Genomic DNA, 18287 nt, shown 5'->3' on the forward strand with positions numbered 1-18287 from the left:
ATAAACCTCAACCATTAATTGCATGAATAAGTTAACTTTTGTGCTTTGCCTTATCTTCACCTATTGCGGCACACAGGCTCAAACCTATCAAATAGAAAAACTGACTAAACCGGAAAAGCTTTTACCCACAGTATCCGGCGATATGTTATTTCAAAACATTGATAAAAACATCATTAAACTTTCCGTGACTGATGAAATTGTCGACCTCGGAACGCACGCGCTCATTTTAGGGTATTTAAGGGCCTATCAAAATCACTACCCGGTAACAATTAGCCCGGATATTATGTGGTTGCTCATCTCTAAAGGTTTCGCGAACCATGTAACCAGTAACCCCGAAAAGCTGAGGGCTAAACTTGTAAATTTTGAAGGAAAAAAGACTTTACAAGTAATACGCAACTCAAAAGAGCTTACGAACATGAAAGATTTCAAATGGGAAACCCTATTCCCGGAATTTAGCGAGCAGATAGCCAATTTTACAGGTAAAAAACTGGTGGGAAATTTAACGGCTGATTTTAGCACGACCACTTCAACTACCCGGCTTGCAAGCCAAGTGATGATCATGGAGTCGATGAAAGAATTCTTCAATTATAAAGTTAAGTTTATAGGCTGTGGCATACCTAAAGTAACTATTGAAGGAAGCGTTAAAGACTGGAAAAAAATCCTGACTCGCCTGGACTATTTATCCCGGTATGATTTGACCTGGTGGACATCTGAACTGAAGCCCGTAATTCAAAAGATCATCGATACAAAGAACGGAAAAGTTGACAAGCAGTTTTGGATGAACATGATCAAATACCATAAAGCAGGCATATATGGATCATACGATGGTATTGACGGCTGGCTGTTAAAATTTTATCCTTATTTGAATGCCGGAAATATGCCGGAGGAGAACGCAACAAAAGACAACAAAATTATTGATATACCGGTAGCAAATACAGACGACCCGGCATTCAAAACCAAAACTCTATATTTAGAACGATCTCAGTTTAAAGAAATTAAAAATGTAGACGACTTACCCAAAGAACTGTCTAACGTACCGTTTATAGTTGAAGTAGAAGATGAAGCCGGCAAAATAAAACAATCTTTTAATATGGAACTCTGGGCGGGATTTATGGGTGTCGCACAAAATCCAAACACATTTAATATTAAGCCGGTGATCGGCTGGGCAGTAAATAAGAAATCGGAAAATGAGATTGAATAGGTTTGCTTTCGTAATACAGCCCCTTAAATAATTTTGCTGTTTACCGCATAAGCCAGGGCTTCTACTATATTACTTACATTCAGGCGTTCAAAAATTCGGCGGCGGTAATATTTAACGGTATCGGGGGCTACAAATATTTTTTCGGCAATTTGGTTAATGGTTAGTCCCTGCGCGTGCAGATGCAGTACTTCGATTTCGCGTTTGGTAAGTTTAGGCTTAACCAATCTTAGCCAAACCTGGTTTGTTGTATCCAGCTGCCATATTTTATCGGTACCCTGTTTGGTAATAAAAGCATTACCCGCCTGCTGATGGTGCGATATGGAAACAACGCAGATGGCCTTCCACATTTTGCCTTCGCTTGTTAAAAAAAGGGGCGTAAGTTTATGGTTGATCAGCACCGGCCTGCCATCCTTATTAATAAGGTGAAAATCGTAAGTGATACTGTACTCTTTCTTTTCGTTGCCGGGCACTTTATCAAAAAAGTCGAAACCGGCCTGGTTAATGGCAGTAAGCAATTGCAGGTCTTGTTCGGGCACATTTTTGAAATAGAATTCGTAACCCATAGCCAGCACCTGCGCGGCAGTGAATCCGCTTAAAAACAAGGGATTATCTGATACATACTCAAACCCCATCTTTTCATAATCAATGATGTACACGCTCTTGTAAGTTAAGCGCGCGAATGATCTTACGGCTTCCAGGTAATCGTGCTGTTGCAGGTAATCAGCTTCGGCCACCTGGTTCACCTTGTTACGGGTCAGTAAGCCGTTTGTAGTATCATTTTTCATCGGTTAACGCTAAGTTACAAATCTACACCAAAGTGTAGTTAGCAAGAAAATCCCTTTTTTAATTTTTGTAGCAAAGCATTATCGCATTATGGAACAACTATCGGCATTAAGCTTAACCGAATTAACAGCGCGAAGAACTAAGCTAAAAAGCATTTTGATCACCTCTATTACCCTCGCTGTAGTTTTGCTTTTCGTTTATGCCTACCTGTATTTCTTCAAATCGAAAAATATATCAATAGGCTCGCTGGTTCCATTAATGGTACTGCCCATCACCTGGCTACCTATTTTTAATTCGTTAAAATCAATAAACGGCGAGATCAGCTCACGTAAGCAGGACGTAGCTGCCAATAACTAATCCTTCATTATTGTACTCATGGTAAATTGCGCGCATTGCAACACTGATATAACGCTTAACTACTGCCCGCAATGCGGACAATCGGCTAAACTTAAACGGATAGACGGGCATTACATTCAGCATGAAATATTGCACATCCTGCATTTTGAAAAGGGCATACTTTATACTGTTAAAGAACTTTTGCTGCGCCCCGGCAAAAGCATACGCTTGTTTATTGCCGAAAACCGCGACAGGCTGGTAAAACCCATTGTATTCATCATTATATCATCGCTGCTTTATACCATTGTTAACCATACTTTTCACATTGAAGAAGGTTATTTTCATATAGAAGATATGAAAGGCTCATCAACCAACGCGATGAACGAGTGGGTACAAAGCCATTACGGTTATTCAAACATTATTATAGGCGTATTCATAGCGCTTTGGCTTAAGCTTTTCTTCCGCAACAGCGGTTATAACTTTTTTGAGATACTGATACTGCTATGCTTTGTAATAGGCATGGGCATGCTGATATTTACTGTTTTTGCCGTGGTTGAGGGCTTAACCAAACTTAAAGTATTACCCGTTTCGGGCGTTGTTTACTTTATATATTCAACATGGGCCGTAGGGCAGTTTTTCAACGCCAAAAAAATAGGCGGCTATGCAAAAGCGTTCGCGGCTTACCTATTAGGTTTACTCACCGTTAGCCTGATTACGCTGATCATAGGTATCAGTATCGATCTGCTTATCAAGCATTAACCAAAAACCATACACATAACAACAAAAAGCCTTTGCAACCGCGGAGGCTTTTGTTGTTTTGAATACGTGTTATCAGTTAACCTTTAATTCACCTTTATTTGCTCCGGCCCCGAAATGCGTGCTACGTGGCAGGCACATACGCCGCCGGCAATTTTAACGGTGTCGCGCAGTTGCTTGTTAGTGGCGCTATCTGTAGCGGTAAGTAAAATATCGTCGCCCGCTTCTGATATGCGCTTGAGGTCGCTATCGTCGGCTATGGTAAATGTAGTGGCCGTTATGTTGCGGTTATCGGCATGGGTAATATCTTCTTTAGTGCGCAGGTTTATAACCTTGTAATTTTTTACCGCCGCGGGTTTGCCTGCATTATCAACATAGCTTACAGGTACGCTGGCAAATATCATAGTGCAAATTTTATCTGGGCATTTTTGTGTTTGCAACCTTTTGCTGCACGCAGCAAATACAATAACTAATAACGGGAGGTACAGGAGTTTTTTCATGGTGTTTTTTTGGTAAGATGTAATGCCGGTTAAGCTATACAAAGCTAAGCAGTATTTTTATAAGAAGTTATTGGGGTGACGTTTAAAAAGATAAGACCCGGCAAGCCGGGCCCCATCCTCAATTAAACACTATTATTTTAAGAAGAAGAACCTTTAGTCGAACTTTATTTGATCGGGACCTGATACTTTGGTAATATGGCAGGCGCATTTACCGCCCGATACTTTTAAAATGCCCTTTTTAGTTTGGTTGCCTGTAACCGATGTGGCAGATACCTCAATATCGTCGCCACCGTCTGATAACTTCGTTATGTGGCTATCATCAACTACCGCGAAAGTGCCGGGAACCGTGTTAATACTTACGTTCACCATACTTTTAACGGTATCTTTTGTGCGCAAATTAATGGCGTGGTAATCTTTCACCTCTGTAGGGTTACCATCCTTATCCAAAAAGCTTATCATTATGTAAGCGAAATTGGCCGTGCAAATTTGCTCGCCGCAGGTTGACTTTTTGGTTTTGCTGCATGCCGATGCCAGCAATGCTACAGCTAAAATGGCTAAAATACTTTTACGCATAATCGGGGCTTTTTACCTGATACGGTGATGACTACCAAAACGCAACAGTCTTAATCAACTATTTTTTAGTTTACTTCCAATTCGTCCTTCGAGGGTAGTTTCGGGAATTTGGCATGAGGCTCGCGCTGGTACCAGTAGGCCACCGTTATAATATCCGACTTTTGAGCCAGGTACCGCCCGCCATCGCGCCAGCCCAAATCCTGAATAGTTACTTTCAAATCTTTATCAAACCTCACCGGGTCCATAATATGCCAGCGGTACAGGCCAAACCTTTGCTGTGCCCGGTAAGCGCCATCCGGACGGATCACCTGGTGCAAACCCGCATAGGGTGTACAAAACTCCACATACTTGCCTCCCCTGTCAAAATTGTACGATCCGCAGAAATAATCTTCGGTGCCGGTACCTGCAATGGTGGGATATTCTTTATCGCCATCCATGTAAAACTTGATTTCGCCCTCACCCCACCAGCCATTATTGTTTACACCGATCCCCATGTAGGTACCCACATACTGCCCTTTGCCCTTAACGCCATCTAATATGGTATGTACCGATGTGGTGTTCGGGTTTGAGCGGCGGTATTGGGCATGAAAGTAAGCTTCGTCGTTCCCAACTTCGGTAAGGGTATAATTGATCTGGTAGTAAAGGCGCATTTCGGCAGCCTTGTTTATATTTTCTAAAGTAACCCGGCATTTTTTGCGGAATGGCATTTTCCAATAGCAGTTAAAAGCACTGCCGGGGTTAACAGTTACCGGCAATGAGTTGAGCGGCGCGTACTCGTTCCAGCCCATGCCGAAGAACGCGCCTACAGGGGCTTCTACCGATGGTTCGGTTTCATCATCCCAGTAAAAACGCAGGATGGAGAACTGCCAGTTACCGGTTGGTGTCATCCATATTTGCTGTATAGCGCCGGGGCCCTCCATTTCGGCAATGGTAATGGTTTCGCCGGGATTAACAATAATAAAGGGGTTCACTTTCCAGCCGATACCCAGATCGCGTGCTTCGTTAGCTGCATTGGCCACGTTGCGCTGCCCTTTGTTCTTCACCGGGTCGGCCATGGCTCCTTTTCCTTTGCCACCCGTAAAATTTTCCGGACTGATTGACCGTGTTTGCGCATCCGACAATCGCGAGAGATTGCCCAGGTTCATATCCAGTCCGTTGAATTTAGCAGGTTGCTGGGCGTAGCTGTTGATACCTAAGCATAGCAATAAAAGGGAAAGCAGTTTTTTCATAGCGGTGTGGTTTTATTGGTGACAGTAGTTTGTTGATACAAGCTAACCAAAGTTAATTATTTGAGGCTTGTTTAAGCGTAGATTTTTAACCGCGGAGGAAGCGGAGGTTTGCACGGAGTTACGCGGAGTTTTTTATTGAGGGATTATTTGACTCAAAAAGCGGGGCAAGTGCGATTCCCTCCCTCGGGAGGGTGTAGGGAGGGGTTTCGTAGGTATTTTTCCCAGAAAGGCTGCATAAACACCTCCCTGCCACTACAGTTCCCAACGCACCCCTCCTCAAGGAGGGAGTTTAAAACCTTTCGAATACCTCAAAAAACAAAACCCGGCCTGAACCGGGTTTTACACAACAATTAAACACTAAGAAGAATTAAAAAGCGCTTTTCAATTGTCAAACTTTATTTCGTCGGGACCGGAGATTTTTTTCACGTGGCAACCACATTCGTCTACCCCCACCTTTACAATGGCCGTTTTGGTTTGGTTGTGTAAAGAATCAGTGCCGCTTACTTTCAGGTCGATACCGGCTTCGGTTAGTTTATCTTTGTAGGAATCGTTTATTACGGTATAGTATCCCGGGGCGCGTAACTCGTTGATGCCAATACTCAATGTTCCGGTGTCTTTTATGGTAATGGTATCTTTTGTTTGCTGATTAACTACGCTGTAGTTTTTAACGATGATGCCGCTCCCGTCCTGCTTTAAAAACCGAAAGCCTACCGAAGCGAATATTTCAGTACATACCCGGTTACTGCATTTACCACTGTCCTTTTTATCGCACGAAGCCAATACGGCAACCAGCAATACCATTGTTAATTTCTTCAGCATAATAGTAGTTTATATAAGTATTACGTAAAGCGATACGGATATGTAACAGGGTATAGTATTTTTAATTGAAAGCGGGGGATCATATCGCAGGGAAAATATATTACCCAAAAACCGACCGTAGTTTTATTTTAAACTTTTCAATGTCGAAAAAATGCATGTCTGGTATCGTACCGAAGCCTGCCTCTTCTACAATTGAAAAACCAACAGAGTCCTCTTCTATTTGAACTACATAAAAAAGATCGCCGTACCAAATATCTATCATCCTACATCCGGAGTCAAATATTTGATCATTATACCTGATACTTTTACTATCCAGTTCAGTAAGCAGGTACTCATACATTTCATTAACATTATAAGTCATTTTGTTAAAGTATTATAAAAGCGGGGCGATTATCCTGTAGTAAGCATTCATTAGTACAACCCAACATTAACGCTGTAAGAACTATCACTAACCAACCTCTTACCATCTCACATTACCCTCACCTTCAAATAACTCGGATGCGCTTTTGAGGTATACACCTTATGGGTGGCTTTTTTGAAATCGGTATCCTTAGCTTTCATAATATCCTGAAACTGTTGGGTATTCCTGTCGATAAGCGGGAACCAGGTGCTTTGTACCTGAACCATTATGCGGTGGCCTTTTTTAAAGGTGTGCAGCAGGTCTTGCAGTTCAAAATTCACCGGACTTACCTTACCGGGGACAAACGGCACGGGCTTTTCAAAACTGTTGCGAAACTTACCGCGCATGGCCTCGCTGCGTACCATTTGTTGGTAGCCTGCCGGGCTTACATCTTTACCGGTGAACTTACCTGCCGTAGTGGTGTCGGGGTATACGTCAATTACCTTTACCACCCAGTCGGCATCGGTGCCTGTGGTGGCTACTTTAAGGTTGGCCCAAATGTTACCCGCAATGGTTACATCATCGGTTAATACGTCGGTTTGGTAGGTTAGCACGTCTTTTCTTTTGGCGGCGAAGCGCTGGTCGGCGGTCATGTATTCCCTGTTCATATCCATGCTAATACCGTCTATGAACGGCACCGGATTGGCCGGGTCTGATACGAACTCGTCGAAGCTGTCCTTAGCATCGGCAGGCGCGGTGAACGATAGTTTACCATTGGGTAAAAAGTACAAATTCTTTTCTGTAGCCTCTTTTGGCGGCCATACCTTATAGCTATGCCACTTGTTGGCTCCGGTTTCAAAAGCGGATATTTTAGGCAGATCAAAATCAGTCCCTTTCAGGTAATGGCTAAAAAATTTGAACTCGATATTTTCGCGGTAGAAAGGAGACGTTGCCGCACCGAAATCAACATCGCCTAAATGATCGCCATTGCCACGCGCCCAGCCGCCGTGCACCCACGGCCCCATAGCGAAGTATATGGGCGTTGCAGGATTTTTTTGCGCCAGCGTTTTATAAGTATTGATGGCACCGTAAAGGTCCTCGGCATCGTACCAGCCACCGGTTACCAGTACAGCGGTTTTAATATCGTGCAGGTGCGGCAATACGTTGCGGTCTTTCCAGTGCTGATCGTAATTGGGGTGATCCATCATTTCGTTCCAAAGGCGAATGGTATCCTTATAATATTTCACGTTGGAGTTTCGCATCGATCCCATTTCCATGAAGAATTTATAGCCATCCTCTGTACCCGGGTCAAAGCCCTTTCCCCTGCGCTGGGTGGGTTTATCATCCTGCCTGTTGGTAAAACCGGGGTAAAAGCCGAAGTTAGCCACCAGCATAAATGCTCCGTTGTGGAAGGCATCATCGCGGTACAGATCGGCAATGGGCGCCTGCGGCGATGCGGCCACCAGTGCAGGGTGACGGCTCAATAATGCCGTAGTAGTATAAAACCCGGGATACGATATGCCCCATACGCCTACCTTGCCATTGTTGTTCGGCAGGTTCTTGATCAGCCAGTCGATAGTGTCATAAGTATCGGTACCTTCATCAACATCGTTATTGGTTTTGTGCACTTCTTTTTCGGGCGTCATTTCCTCGTAAATACCTTCACTCATCCAGCGGCCGCGTACATCCTGGTACACAAAAATATAACCGTCTTTCATAAATAATTCCGACGGGCCAAGGCTACCTTTATATTTATCTGTTCCGTAAGGCGCTACGCTGTAGGGCGTGCGGTCCATCATTATGGGGTATTTCTTCGACTGATCTTTAGGAACATATACCGACGTGAACAGCTTTTTGCCATCGCGCATGGGTATCTGGTATTCGTGCTTAACGTAATTGTCTTTTACATAACCGGCATCGGGGGTTTGCGGCTGTGCGAAAGTAACAAACGCCAAAAGCATAAAGCTAAAGGCGAATAGTGTGGCTTTTTTCATTTTTACGAGGAAATTAACGGCTAAATGTAGTGAAAGTTAGGAAAACGGAGTATTGCAATTGAGAAAGGAAAGTTGCTGATACTACTTTATGATGATTGCGGTGACAACACCGGCCATAGGCTGATGCCCTTACTCAGACAATCAAGATTGCCTGAATAATGGTATTTTAGGGTATTATAAAATGCGTATGAATATTTCAAATTATGAGATATAAGCTGGTTTGATTTGCGGTGGTAATCACCAAATGCTTTAACCAGGGGCAGATATTTTTCAAATCGTATATTTGCGAAAACAATTATAGCTCCTATGGTGATATCTTTATTTGTATAAATACGCATGAAAATAGCTTTATTGGTATTGCTTGTTGGGGGTATGTCACTTTTATCGGGAACAGTTAACGCTCAGCATAAAACGTCTATCATTCCGCTTAACCAACACCGTTTAAATGATACACTGGTGGCTTCAAGTGCCGATACGATACAGCAGAAAGATATTTATGATGTTATTCTGGGCATTTTTAAAAAGCACTCTGCTGCCGACAATAAGTCATCGGTAATTGGTATCAAACCAGTTTTTTCGGTTTTGCCTGCTGTGGGCTACACATTGCAAACGCAGCTGGCAGCTACACTTTCGGGTAATGTTGCATTCCGTATGTCACCCGGTGCCCGCATTTCAACAATATCTTCCAATATTGCTTATACACAGCGAAAACAGATTCTGATACCGATCCAGTCAAACATTTGGACCAATAACAACGCATTTAACTACATAGGCGATATTAAATATTATAAATACCCCCAAAGCACTTTCGGATTGGGCAGTAATTCATCAACAGCCAATGATGATCCTATGGACTACACGCTGATCCGTTTTGCTGAAACCATCCTGAAGAAAATCAAGGGCAACTTTTACGCTGGTGCCGGGTTTATTTTTGATCATCATTATGGAATAGAAGAAAAAGGCAATCCGGATGGTAGCCTATCTGATTATGCACGCTATGGTCAACAAAGCAAAACGATATCCTCCGGTATAACACTTAACGCGCTTTTTGATATGCGTAATAGCACAATTACACCTACAAAGGGATTTTATGCGGCAGTAATTTATCGTGATAACAAAAAGTTTTTGGGTAGTACATCATCATGGAAATCTCTTATAGTTGACGTGCGCAAGTATTACAGGCTGCCTTCAGGTTCTAAAAATGTAATTGCCTTCTGGAGTTACGACTGGCTGGTACTGAGCGGAAAGCCGCCCTACCTTGACCTACCCGCCTCTACCTGGGATCAAAACAATGGTACAGGCAGGGGCTATATACAGGGGCGTTTCAGAGGGGCTCAAATGATTTACTTAGAAAGCGAATACAGGTATCAAATAACGACCAATGGTTTATTAGGTGGGGTGGTGTTTGTAAATGGCCAGTCGTTTTCGGCTGCTACAGGCACTGGCTTGCAGGCTTTGCAACCCGGTTACGGAGCAGGATTACGTATCAAACTAAACAAGGTGTCAAGAACCAACATCGCTATTGATTACGGGTTCGGCAATCATGGCTCAAACGGAATCTTCGTAACTGTAGGGGAGATTTTCTAAAGCCATACGATAATTAATACATTATTTGCTATATCGCTTATGTGCAGATTCTCTATAAAGAAAAACTTGATAAGTGATGTGGTAATAACACCGACCATAGACTGCCCAATATAAAGCTTTACGAAGCTTTAAAAACTTCGTAAAGCAGTCAACAACAAAAAAGGCAACCTTATCCAGGTTGCCTTTTTCTTGTATTGTTATGGTAACGATTACTCGTTGATGGCTTTTACGCCAGGTAGTTCTTTACCTTCCATGTACTCTAACAATGCGCCGCCGCCTGTTGATACATAGCTTACTTCGTGGGTAAGGTTAAACTTGGCAACCGCTGCTGCCGAATCACCACCGCCTATCAGCGAGAACGCGCCGTTTTCGGTTGCGGTTACTACTGCATCTGCTACGGCTTTGGTACCTTTTTCAAATTTTTCCATTTCAAAAACGCCCATCGGACCATTCCATAAAACGGTTTTTGATTCGGCTACTACCTTGCTGAATACAGCGATAGAATCCGGACCGATATCTAAACCCATCCAGCCGTCTTTAATGTTATCGTTTGGCGCGATGTCGGTATTGGCATCATTGGCAAAGTTATCGGCAATTACAGAATCGGTAGGTAACAATAGGTTAACGCCTTTTTCTTTAGCTTTTTCAATCAGACTAAGGGCCAGTTCAAGCTTATCAGCCTCAACCAGCGATTTACCAATCTGGCCGCCCTGCGCTTTAGCAAAGGTATAAGCCATACCACCACCGATGATCAGGTTATCAACCTTGCTTAATAATGCTTCGATCAGTTCAATTTTATCAGATACCTTAGCACCACCCATAATAGCGGTGAAAGGTTTGGCAGCACCGTTTAATACCTTTTCGGCATTGGCCAGCTCGCCCGCCATCAGGTAACCAAAGTATTTGGCATCAGGGAAAAACTGCGCGATAACCGCTGTTGAAGCGTGCGCGCGGTGAGCGGTACCAAAGGCATCGTTCACGTATATATCACCTAACTTTGATAATTTTTCGGCAAAGTCTTTATCGCCTTTTTCTTCTTCTTTATAAAAACGAAGGTTCTCTAATAACAACACTTCGCCTTTTTCAAGCTCGCCTGCTTTTTCAACAGCCTGCGCGCCAATGCAATCATCAGCAAATTCAACCTGCTGACCCAACAGATCAGACAAATGTTTTACCACGTGCTTCAATGAGTATTTTTCGGTCGGGCCATCTTTTGGTCGGCCAAGGTGCGACATCAGGATAACCGCGCCGCCATCTTTCAATATTTTTTTGATAGTAGGCAGGGCAGCTGTTATGCGGTTGTCGTCGGTAATATTGTAATCCTTATCAAGAGGTACGTTAAAATCAACCCTAATAAGGGCTTTTTTACCGGCAAAACTTATTTGATCTATTGTTTTCATACTATATCTGTGAGTTATTAACGCTCAGGGGCGCAAAATCAGCATTTTATTCCAAAAAGCGAATGTCAATTGTTAAAAAGATAGTTTTTTTAACTCAAACGTTATCTTATTTTAACATACATAACGTAGTGCGGCCCTATGCCGGCAATTTCAAATTCGGGCGATACTATTTCAAAACCCATGTTTAAATAAAAGCCGCTGGCCAACTTACGGGCATTACACCACATATAGTTGGCCTTTTGGCCGCGCAGGTATACTATGGCAAAGTTAAGCAACTGGTTACCATAACCTTTACCCCTGTATTTTTCAATAGTGGCCATACCGCGCAACTGGTAACCCGTACCATGAAACTCGCCATACCCTTTAGGGTGGAACGATGCCACGCAGGCCAGTTCGTCGCCTATATAATAACCCAGGTGGAAAGCGCCTTCCAGCTCATCACCGGAGAAGATGCATTCTTCGTTAGTCAGTTTGCCTTCGCGTAATACCTCGTTGCGGATGGGCAGCAACTCTTCAACCTTTATAAACTTTACCATTTATTTGAGCAGACTTATTTTTACAACCAGGTCGGCAAGGCGGCTTGAGTAACCCATTTCGTTATCGTACCAGCCAACTACTTTTACCAGGCCCCCTACTATAGAGGTAAGCTGCGCGTCAAATATACAACTGTGCGGATTATCTAAAATGTCGGTTGATACTATCGGATCTTCGGTATACTCCAGAATATCTTTGAACGAGCCTTTCGCGGCGGCATTTTTAAAAGCTTCGTTGATCGCCTCCACCGTGGTATCTATTTTAAGGCTACAGGTAAAATCAGTTAACGAACCATTTAATACCGGTACCCGGATGCCCGCGCCGCCTAAACGACCTTCGAGATGCGGAAATATATTGGTAATGGCCTTGGCCGCGCCGGTTGTTGTAGGGATGATAGATGCCGATGCCGCGCGTGCACGGCGCAGGTCTTTATGCGGGGCATCGTGCAGGTTTTGGTCGCCGGTCATAGAGTGTACGGTGGTAATATAACCATCGATGATACCCCAGTTTTCGTCGAGTATTTTCACCATGGCGGCCACGTTGTTGGTGGTGCATGATGCGTTCGACAGGATGGGCGATGTAAGATCAACGTCCTTATCATTAACCCCCAGCACCACGGTAGGCACACTTTTATCAGTAGGCGGGGCCGATATAATTACTTGTTTGGCACCTGCTATGAGGTGTTGTTCGGCACCTTCCTTAGAGGTAAATTTCCCGGTTGATTCTATCACCAGGTCAATATCCAGCTTTTTCCAGGGCAGTGCCGATGGGTCGCGCTCGGCGAAAACCCTTATTTCGTGATCGTTGATGTACAGGTTATCTCCATCAAAATCAACCTTACCTTTAAAACCCCGGTGAACGGAGTCGTACTTAAAGAGATGGGCAAGCGTTTGTGTATCGGTAAGATCATTTATGGCCACCACATCAATACCCGGCCTGTTTAAAATGCTCCTTAAAAAGATACGGCCGATACGCCCGAACCCGTTAATTGCTATCCTCATTATAATTCAAAGAAATATATGCTGCAAAGCTATAAAATTATAGGAAGCTAATATTCAGCCTTAAGCCATATTGCTTACACAAACAGGTTGCGCAGGGCAATATGCGCACGCTCTTTCGAGCGGATGCAGAAAGTGATGATCCAGTTGAAGGCCAGCATTACCCCGGCCATGGCCAGCAGCAGTGCCGAATTACCAAATTCGCTGAAGGTGAGCACCACTACAATGGCCGTCAGATTTACAAAAGTGAGTATAACGGTAGTTTGGAGGTGATTAAAACCGAGGCGCAACATACGGTGGTGCAGGTGGTTCCTATCTGCCGTAAACGGCGATAAACCCTTTATTATCCGCAGAAAGAATACCCTTAGCGTATCGAATATTGGTCCTATCAGTATAGCTACCCCCAGGGCAGGCGCGGCATTTACCTGCGGCATATTGGCGGCCTCAATAGCCTTGTTTACCTCGATAAATTTAACGGCCATTACTGCCGAGATGAGTCCGATGAGCATGGAGCCGGTATCGCCCATAAAGATGCGGGCGGGGGTAATATTGAACTTTAAAAAGCCGAACAATGCCCCCACAATAGCCAGCGACAAGGCCGCCAGCTCGTAATGCCTGGTATATAAGAACAGGGCGGCAAATAACAAATTGGCTACTACACCGGTGGTAGCCGCCAGTCCGTCGATACCATCGACGAGATTAAAGGCGTTGATGAGCATCATTATAGTGATAACAGAAAGCAGCACGCTGGGAAAATAAGCGAGATCATAAATACCGAAGATGCCGTACATGCTGGTAAGCCTTATATCGCCGGGGATAACCAGGATACCGCAGGCCACAAACTGCGCCAGGAACTTGGTACCCGAACCCACACCCGAAAGATCATCCTTAAGCCCCATACCAAACAGGATGATACATGCGGTAAGCAGATAGTTTAAGGGCAGCAGTTTGCCGGTAGCGCAAAATAGCAGACAGGTAATAGTAAAGCTTAAAAATATGGCTACACCGCCAAGCCGGGGTATCCCATGATCGTGCTGTTTGCGGAAGTGACCCAGATCATCATACAAATGCCGCTTACCGGCTACGTGTATAATGGAGGGCATGGCAAGGAAAGTAATAAAGGCCGAGAAACCCACTATAAACACATAGTATAACGGCTGATACATTTGTAGATAGTGATCCATTATTCAACACCGAATAATTGTTAAACCTAAACAACTTCACAGGTATTGATGAATTTTACGGAGGGGTTTTAAGAGCACGGTAAGCCACGGAAACCTGATGCCATTTTCGCGCATTGCCCGCATATCATTCATCAATGCTTTGATACGACTAAAATAGCTGTTATTGCTTGCGCCTCCCGCGTTCATTATAACCATTATTAGTGGTGTTCGTTCAGTTTTGTGCATGTTGCCGTGCATAAACCGAAGCATCAATTCATAGTCGGCAGCGGTGCCATAATCGAGCCTGTAATTACCCAGTTTTTCGAACAATTTTCGCCTGCAATAAAAGGTGGGATGAGGGGGCATCCAGCCCCAGTTCATGATGCCTTTTTGATACGGTGCCGAACGCCATTTACGTATCACTTTACCCTGCTTATTTACCACATTCAAATCGCCGTAAAGGATATCTAAATCACTATTAAAACACTCATTAACAGTTGATAATATATTATCAGCAGCAAATATATCATCGGCATTCAGCATGCCTATCACCTCGCCGGTGGCCATGGCTATACCCTTGTTCATAGCATCATAAATACCCTTATCGGGCTCACTGATGAGGGTATGAAAATGACCCTCAAACTGCCTGATAATTTCTACCGTTTTATCGGTTGATGCACCGTCAATAATGATGTATTGGAGGTTGCCATAACGCTGGTTTATTACCGACTGAATGCAGGCGCTTATGGTACTTTCGGCGTTATAACAAACCGTTATGAGGGTGATCTTGATACCGTCCAATTTTGGCCTCCTTTTTTATGATCTCAAATTATTTATTTTTGATAACACCGCCTAATTTATACATCAACCGGGCGGTTACCAAACCTAAATTATATATGCGTCATAACCTAATTTACTGCTTTACAAAAACAAGGGCGAGGGTATTAAATTGGGAAAAAAGAAGATTGGCCGGGAAGATAAATGACTTTGAAAAACATACTTACAACAGCTAAAGGTAATGCAGGAAAACGTTAACATACAGCCTAAATTGCCCAACCAGGATATCGACTATTTTAAGATAGGCCGCATACTGCTCAGCCGCTGGTATTGGATAGCTGCCGCTGTTGTGCTGTTTACCGCTGCATCATATATATACTTATGGTATACTCCTAAAACCTACGCCACAACAGGCACCATTAAGCTGGAAGAAAAGAAATCGGAAATATCAGACCTGGTTAGCGTGATCAATAATGCCGACCGCGGGCCATCAAAAATACAGAGTGAAACCTTTGTGATACAAAGCCGCAACCTGCTGCTGAACGCCATAAGGGATATTGATTACCGCATCAGCTTTTTTATAGCAGGCCGGGTACGCACCAGCGAACTTTATCCGCAAAAGCCACTCAACATACAACTGCTTAAGTTTGACAGCACTGCTTATTACCACGACGATATTAATTATAAACCGATAGACAGGCGCTCGTTCACCCTTAACTATATTATTAACGGTAAAGAGGTGAACAAAACCTACGCCTACAACAGCCCCGTTACTATTGGCAACACCACCTTCAGCATTGCTATGGCCGCCGAGATTGACCATGCGGCTTATCGTTTTAAGTTTAACACGCCCGAAGATCTGCTGGGCCGGGTAAAGGGCGGCTTACGCATCAGCGAAGTGATCAAAAACTCCAACATTATATCGTTGCAACAAACCGACTCGAACCCACAATTCGCGGCCGATATACTGAACGCCATCATGAACGAGTACCTCAATTATGATCGCAATCAGAAAACACAGTCGGCTACGCAGATGATCCACTTTATTGATACGCAGCTGATAGACCTCTCGAAAGGTGTACAAGGATCAGAAAACAAGATAGAGCGGTACAAACAGAACGCGCGCATACTGGATGTGGGTTCGGCGGCAGACCAGGCACTGGAGAAAGCCCGCGAGGTAGAATCGCAGCGCTCCTTATTAAAGATAGAACTGATCGCCATTGATCAGCTTAAAAAACACATTAGCAGCGAAAAAGAGAACGTAAGCCTCAACTTTAATTTAGAGGGCAGTGTCGACCCATTATTGAACGGATTGATCACCAGCTTCAATACTTTACTAATCGAAAAAAGCGCCTTGCTGAAAACCTACAACGAGGCATCGCAACCGGTGCAGGATGTAAACAAGCAGCTGCAAATGGTTAAAAAGGCGGCGCTGGATAATGTGTACGCCTCAAGCATCCGCATACAAAAGAACCTCGATTATTTAAGCGGACAACTATCGCAGGTTAACCGCCAGATCTCAGAACTGCCCGCTGCCGAACGCGACCTGGTGAGTATGAAACGTGATTTTGAGATCAACGAAAAGGTATATTCTTTCCTGTCGGAGAAAAAGCTGGAAGCGCAGATCAGCCGGTCGGCTATTTTACCGGGTGCTACCATTATTGAACCCGCGCAAACATCGGCCACGCCAATATCGCCTAACAGTCGCGAAATTCACCGTACCGCGATTATACTGGGACTATTGGTTGGCATTGGGCTTATTGTAGTGATCAGGGTGCTTAACCCTTATATTTATGATAAAGAAACGGTAGAGAGCCTAACTACCATACCTATCATCGGCGTTATACGCAAGTTCCCTGCCGAAATTGACGATTTCAATACCCAGATACTGGCGCTAAGCAAGCCCCGCTCCATTTTTGCAGAATCGGTACGGTCGGTACGCACCAATTTGAGTTTCCTGGCATCTGAAAAAGCCAGTAAGGTGATCTGCATTACTTCTGAAGTGGCGGGCGAAGGCAAATCTTTTGTAGCTGTTAACTTAGCCTGTACGCTGGCGCTGATCAACAAACGGGTAATACTCATAGCCGCCGACCTGCGCCGTTCAAAACTGCATAAAACATTTAAGGCCGCTAACAGCAAAGGCCTAAGCAATTACCTCGCAAACCAGTGCGAAACCGCCGAAATTATTTCCCCATCGGGCTATACCAATGTTGATTTTATTACATCGGGTCCGGTGCCCCCTAACCCATCCGAATTGCTGCACAGCGACAGGATGACCGCTCTTATAGAAAGCCTGCGCAACAGCTACGATATTATTATGATTGATACCGCGCCTATCGGTTTGGTATCCGACGCTATTCCGCTGGTTCGGGTGAGCGATGTCAATGTATTCGTGATCCGTTCGGGCAAGTCAAAATTTTACGCGGCAACGGTGCCGCAGCGCATAGCGCAGGAGTACAGCATCAACAACACGGTGATCGTACTGAATGCCTTTGCCGAAGATATGCTACACTCACGCTATTACACTACCAAGTTTACCGGCGGCAATTATGGCAACAGGTATTACTACTACTCGGATTATAGCGGGTACGAGGGCTCAAACTATTATGCCGAGGGGCAACAAGGCGGTAAGTGGAGTATTAAAAACTGGTTCAGGCGATAAATAACATAACCTATGGCAACTACAGCAACAGCAAAATGGTACCCGGTATACACCCACGCTAAGGCCGAAAAAAAGGCTTGCGAAGCATTGCAAAGCAAGGGCGTTGAGGTTTATTTGCCCCTGCAAAAACAGCTTAAACAGTGGAGCGACCGTAAAAAATGGACGGAAGAACCACTGATTAAATCGTACCTGTTTGTGCGCATACCGCCGCATGAGCAGGCCAATGTGTTAATGACGAAAGGGATAGCACGTTTCATTTACTTTTCGGGCAAGGTAGCCGCCATGCCCGACAGGCAGCTGGAAGACCTGAAACTGTTAATGGCCAGCGCGTACGAGTTGGAGATAACCGAAAGGCACCTGCAACCCGGCGAAAAGATATGTATAAAGGCTGGTCCGCTGAAAGGCATAACCGGCGAGATTATCCAGTACCGTTCGCAGAAGCAACTGGCTTTACGGCTGGATGGGATTGGCTGCTCCATTATTGTCAACGTAGCGGCATCGTTAATTGCAAGGTATTAAAACAACATAAAGGGCATCATTTCGATGCCAAAAACATACAACCATCAGCAAAAACATAATAAATCAACTTGCTGATAAACAATAAGTTACAAACTAAAACTGTGACTTACGGGGCG

At 44.2% G+C, this 18287-nt stretch carries 18 protein-coding genes; 6 read left to right on the forward strand and 12 right to left on the reverse strand.

Annotated features, from left to right (window positions below; genetic code table 11):
• Positions 1–22 precede the first annotated feature (22 nt).
• Positions 23–1201: a DUF4419 domain-containing protein gene (locus tag ABD894_RS16325; protein ID WP_345212133.1), complete on the forward strand. Its 1179-nt coding sequence runs from the start codon at positions 23–25 to the stop codon at positions 1199–1201.
• Positions 1202–1224: 23 nt separating this feature from the next.
• On the opposite strand, the gene ABD894_RS16330 is transcribed toward ABD894_RS16325, so the two are convergent.
• Positions 1225–1986, reverse strand: coding sequence for a response regulator transcription factor (locus ABD894_RS16330; RefSeq protein ID WP_345212134.1), 762 nt, complete (start codon positions 1984–1986; stop codon positions 1225–1227).
• Positions 1987–2074: 88 nt separating this feature from the next.
• On the opposite strand from ABD894_RS16330, the gene ABD894_RS16335 reads away from it, so the two are divergent.
• The gene (locus tag ABD894_RS16335) at positions 2075–2341 is read left to right on the forward strand and encodes a hypothetical protein (RefSeq protein ID WP_345212135.1); all 267 of its coding nucleotides are present in this window, start codon (positions 2075–2077) and stop codon (positions 2339–2341) included.
• A gap of 18 nt (positions 2342–2359) precedes the next feature.
• Entirely contained in the window at positions 2360–3079 is a 720-nt protein-coding gene (locus ABD894_RS16340) for a DUF3667 domain-containing protein (protein WP_345212136.1), read from the forward strand.
• Between the two features lie 83 nt (positions 3080–3162).
• Here the strand turns inward: ABD894_RS16340 and ABD894_RS16345 are convergent, their stop codons facing one another.
• From ABD894_RS16345 to ABD894_RS16370, 6 genes are all read right to left on the reverse strand, one after another.
• On the reverse strand, positions 3163–3480 hold the full coding sequence (locus ABD894_RS16345) for a hypothetical protein (RefSeq protein WP_345212137.1): 318 nt from the start codon (positions 3478–3480) through the stop codon (positions 3163–3165).
• 249 nt (positions 3481–3729) lie between these two features.
• Entirely contained in the window at positions 3730–4149 is a 420-nt protein-coding gene (locus tag ABD894_RS16350; RefSeq protein WP_345212138.1) for a hypothetical protein, read from the reverse strand.
• Positions 4150–4214: 65 nt separating this feature from the next.
• Complete coding sequence (locus ABD894_RS16355; RefSeq protein ID WP_345212139.1) at positions 4215–5378, reverse strand: glycoside hydrolase family 172 protein; 1164 nt, start codon at positions 5376–5378, stop codon at positions 4215–4217.
• Positions 5379–5759: 381 nt separating this feature from the next.
• Positions 5760–6197, reverse strand: a complete 438-nt coding sequence (locus ABD894_RS16360; protein ID WP_345212140.1) for a hypothetical protein — start codon at positions 6195–6197, stop codon at positions 5760–5762.
• Between the two features lie 100 nt (positions 6198–6297).
• Positions 6298–6558: a hypothetical protein gene (locus ABD894_RS16365; protein WP_345212141.1), complete on the reverse strand. Its 261-nt coding sequence runs from the start codon at positions 6556–6558 to the stop codon at positions 6298–6300.
• Between the two features lie 107 nt (positions 6559–6665).
• On the reverse strand, positions 6666–8531 hold the full coding sequence (locus tag ABD894_RS16370; RefSeq protein WP_345212142.1) for a CocE/NonD family hydrolase: 1866 nt from the start codon (positions 8529–8531) through the stop codon (positions 6666–6668).
• Between the two features lie 336 nt (positions 8532–8867).
• Between ABD894_RS16370 and ABD894_RS16375 the strand changes: the two genes are divergently transcribed.
• Positions 8868–10118: a BamA/TamA family outer membrane protein gene (locus ABD894_RS16375; RefSeq protein ID WP_345212143.1), complete on the forward strand. Its 1251-nt coding sequence runs from the start codon at positions 8868–8870 to the stop codon at positions 10116–10118.
• Positions 10119–10327: 209 nt separating this feature from the next.
• Here ABD894_RS16375 and ABD894_RS16380 read toward each other — a convergent pair whose 3' ends face one another.
• The 5 genes from ABD894_RS16380 to ABD894_RS16400 form a co-directional block, all read right to left on the reverse strand.
• Entirely contained in the window at positions 10328–11518 is a 1191-nt protein-coding gene (locus ABD894_RS16380) for a phosphoglycerate kinase (RefSeq protein ID WP_345212144.1), read from the reverse strand.
• A gap of 101 nt (positions 11519–11619) precedes the next feature.
• Entirely contained in the window at positions 11620–12054 is a 435-nt protein-coding gene (locus ABD894_RS16385) for a GNAT family N-acetyltransferase (protein ID WP_345212145.1), read from the reverse strand.
• Positions 12055–13053: a type I glyceraldehyde-3-phosphate dehydrogenase gene (gene gap, locus ABD894_RS16390; protein ID WP_345212146.1), complete on the reverse strand. Its 999-nt coding sequence runs from the start codon at positions 13051–13053 to the stop codon at positions 12055–12057. It lies immediately after the preceding gene.
• A gap of 74 nt (positions 13054–13127) precedes the next feature.
• Complete coding sequence (locus ABD894_RS16395; protein WP_345212147.1) at positions 13128–14234, reverse strand: MraY family glycosyltransferase; 1107 nt, start codon at positions 14232–14234, stop codon at positions 13128–13130.
• Between the two features lie 36 nt (positions 14235–14270).
• Entirely contained in the window at positions 14271–15014 is a 744-nt protein-coding gene (locus tag ABD894_RS16400; RefSeq protein ID WP_345212148.1) for a glycosyltransferase family 2 protein, read from the reverse strand.
• A 217-nt stretch (positions 15015–15231) separates the two neighbouring features.
• On the opposite strand from ABD894_RS16400, the gene ABD894_RS16405 reads away from it, so the two are divergent.
• Both ABD894_RS16405 and ABD894_RS16410 read left to right on the forward strand, forming a co-directional pair.
• On the forward strand, positions 15232–17652 hold the full coding sequence (locus ABD894_RS16405) for a GumC family protein (protein ID WP_345212149.1): 2421 nt from the start codon (positions 15232–15234) through the stop codon (positions 17650–17652).
• Between the two features lie 12 nt (positions 17653–17664).
• Positions 17665–18171: a UpxY family transcription antiterminator gene (locus ABD894_RS16410; protein ID WP_345212150.1), complete on the forward strand. Its 507-nt coding sequence runs from the start codon at positions 17665–17667 to the stop codon at positions 18169–18171.
• Positions 18172–18287 lie beyond the last annotated feature (116 nt).

Origin of the sequence: Mucilaginibacter gynuensis (assembly GCF_039541195.1) — a bacterium.
Taxonomy (GTDB): Bacteria; Bacteroidota; Bacteroidia; order Sphingobacteriales; family Sphingobacteriaceae; genus Mucilaginibacter; species Mucilaginibacter gynuensis.